Genomic DNA, 2931 nt, shown 5'->3' on the forward strand with positions numbered 1-2931 from the left:
AAAGTTTCTTACAATGATTTGACTGTATTTATCCCAAGGAAATTCAACGCCCAATAATTTGGAAAAATGCTGAATCATCTCCCCTGTATTTCCAAAAATCTGTTTGGCTTCGTGTTCCCATTCCGGCTCCACGTAATAGCGTAAAGGCAACATTCTACCACTTGCCAGGCGTACACTGTCTTTAATTTCAACAAATTCTCCTACCGCCATCATACTCAAATAAGGAGCATGCTGCAACTCCTGCTTCCAATGGTAAATCCAAGTATCTTCTGTTTTCTCCACACCCACTAAAGCACCATTTGATAATGCCATCATGTTTGGGTCTACACAAATGTATATGTCTTGTGCATGTTTTTGGTTGGGTGTATCAACTGTTGGAAACCACGCTGAACTCGCTTCTGTTTCACCTTGTGTCCATACCTGTGGCATACGCCCTTCTGGAACTTTCTTGTTATTGATAAAGTACAATCCCTTTGCCTCAGTAATTGCAGCACTACCTTCCGCTTTTAATTCTTCTGGGAAAGCAGTGTAAACTATATTTAGTGCAATCGTATCATTTTTCGAATAACTTTTAGGAAGGTGAATGATTAATTCCATTCCATCATAGCTATATTCCAACGACTTTCCGGCTATGCTCACCTCCGAGAAGGTCATAGATTTAGCATCTAATTTTAATTCATTAATCGATCGATAATAAGGAGTAAATAAAATCTCCTCTTTTCCCTTTAAAGCACTGTTCTCCCAATCAAAATCCACCTCTAAATCAGTATGTATAAGATCTACGTATTGTGTTTCAGAAGCATGATAAACGGGCTGTTTAATTCCCTCCAAGGCTTGAGAAAATACAACAGTTGAAATAAGGCTTGTAAAAAGTAAACCTGAAAATATATGTGCTAAATGCATAGTCTTTGAATTCTATTTTGATGTAAATATGCAGAATTTTTAAAGTATTTCTAGTAAGGATAGTTTGAAAGGAATTATAAGTTTGTATAATTGCAGTATATACAAAACATCATGGCTGAAGCAAAATACATCATCAATAATTCAGAAATTACAGCGGTAGATAATGCCACTGTAGAATGGGTAGACGATACTTTTTTCTACATCTTTTTCTTAGGACAAAAATACCATGGAGAGATCTTAGCCGCTAATTTGGAGGAAAATACACTGACTATAAAAATTAACCAACGAACTTTTGAAGTGAAACGAAAAGGTGCCTTGGATGATTTGATTAAGAAGATGGGATTAGACCAGAAAAAGGTGAAGAAAATGCACCAATTGGAATCTCCAATGCCTGGTAGAGTTATTTCTTTTGCCGTTGAGGTGGGTCAGGAAGTTGAAGTGGGTGCGCCATTGTTGACCTTAGAGGCCATGAAAATGGAAAACGTAATTAAGGCTGACGGTGTAGGTACAGTAAAAGGTTTGGCTGTAAATAACGGAGATGTTGTAGATAAAGGTCAAGTTATCATCGAGTTCGAATAAATCAAGAGAACTTTACGTTAGTTTTGCTGTATGAGCAAAGGTTTTATTTCAAATATCTTTTTGATCGTTCTCTTGAACGTATTGATAAAACCATTTTACATTTTTGGTATAGATGCACAAATCCAAAATCAGGTTGGCTTTGAGGAATATGGATTTTACTTTTCCTTATTAAACCTTTCCTTCCTCTTGAATATTGTTTTAGATTTTGGGATTACCAATTACAACAGTAAAAACATTGCCCAGCATCCAAAAACACTTATAAAATATCTAGGGAGCTTGGTAGGTTTGCGTCTCGTGCTCTCTTTTTTATATCTAATCATTACGCTAGTTGCTGCCTTCTTCATGGGACATACAGCAGGTGCAATTCACTTACTTTTCTTCCTTTGTTTAAACCAAATACTTGCTGCGTTCACCCTTTATTTCAGAAGTAACTTCGCGGGGTTACACCGCTTTAAAATAGATGCTATTTTATCAGTGCTCGACCGATTAATCCTCATTTTTCTATGCTCAGCCGTACTTTACGGTAAATTCTTTGAAGCAGAGGTCAGTATTGAAAACTTCATTTACGCACAAAGCATTTCTTACGCCTTGGCTGCATTCGTTGGCTTGCTATTAACGCTACGTTTAGGAAAAAGTAGAATCAAACTTAAAAAGCACATTAGTTGGGTCTTACTCAAGAGCAGTTTTCCTTACGCCTTATTGATCCTATTAATGATGCTTTACACCAAGATGGACGCCATCATGCTCGAGCGTTTATTACCGGATGGTAAAGAACAAGCAGGTATGTATGCCGCTGGATTTAGAATCTTAGATGCCGCAAATATTTTCCCTTTGTTAATTGCCGGAATTCTATTGCCCATGTTTGCACGTATGCTTAAGATGAAAGAGAACCTAAGTCCATTACTTAGTACGGCAACATCTATTTTAGTACCTATAGCCATTGTCTGTGCCTCAATTTGTTTCTTTTATGCAGATGAATTATTGAGCTTGATTTATACGCATTCCAACCCGGTAACTGTGGTTTGTTTTCAATTCATCATCCTAAATTTCATCCCCATTTCTACCACCTACATTTTTGGAACATTACTTACCGCCAACGGAAATTTACGAGCATTGAACATGATGGCTATTGGAGGTTTTGCATTGAACCTAAGCCTTAACTTTATGCTTATTCCGCATTATCAAGCCCAAGGTGCTGCCATTGCCACTATCCTTACTCAAAGTTTAACTTGTATCGCTCAAATTGTTATTGCCAAAAACATTATTGGCTTTCAATTGCACAACAATTTATTCTTTAAGCTTTTAGTTTTTTCTCTGCGCATTGTAGACCTTACAGCAAGCCTCGCTCTTATTCAACAAAAATTCAAAGGCTAATTCATAAAGCTTCGGCAACTCAACCCTCTGTTTTTTCTTCATTTTTTCTATTTTTACCGGCATGAAAACCCTATG

Annotated in this window: 3 protein-coding genes; 2 read left to right on the forward strand and 1 reads right to left on the reverse strand. The window is 36.9% G+C overall.

Going from position 1 to position 2931, the window contains the following annotated elements:
* On the reverse strand, window positions 1–903 hold a 903-nt coding region (locus tag AC22ZQ_RS13890; RefSeq protein ID WP_413468689.1), incomplete at its 3' end, for a M1 family metallopeptidase.
* Window positions 904–1014: 111 nt separating this feature from the next.
* Here AC22ZQ_RS13890 and AC22ZQ_RS13895 point away from each other — a divergent pair.
* Window positions 1015–1482, forward strand: a complete 468-nt coding sequence (locus AC22ZQ_RS13895; RefSeq protein WP_318959362.1) for an acyl-CoA carboxylase biotin carboxyl carrier protein subunit — start codon at window positions 1015–1017, stop codon at window positions 1480–1482.
* Between the two features lie 30 nt (window positions 1483–1512).
* Complete coding sequence (locus AC22ZQ_RS13900; RefSeq protein WP_318959363.1) at window positions 1513–2856, forward strand: oligosaccharide flippase family protein; 1344 nt, start codon at window positions 1513–1515, stop codon at window positions 2854–2856.
* The last annotated feature ends 75 nt before the right edge of the window (window positions 2857–2931 follow it).

The organism is Lishizhenia sp. (assembly GCF_057456495.1).

Coding starts and splice junctions, on each gene's coding strand:
- AC22ZQ_RS13895 (WP_318959362.1), top strand. CDS start 1,015: ATGGCTGAAGCAAAATACATCATCAATAATTCAGAAATTACAGCGGTA.
- AC22ZQ_RS13900 (WP_318959363.1), top strand. CDS start 1,513: ATGAGCAAAGGTTTTATTTCAAATATCTTTTTGATCGTTCTCTTGAAC.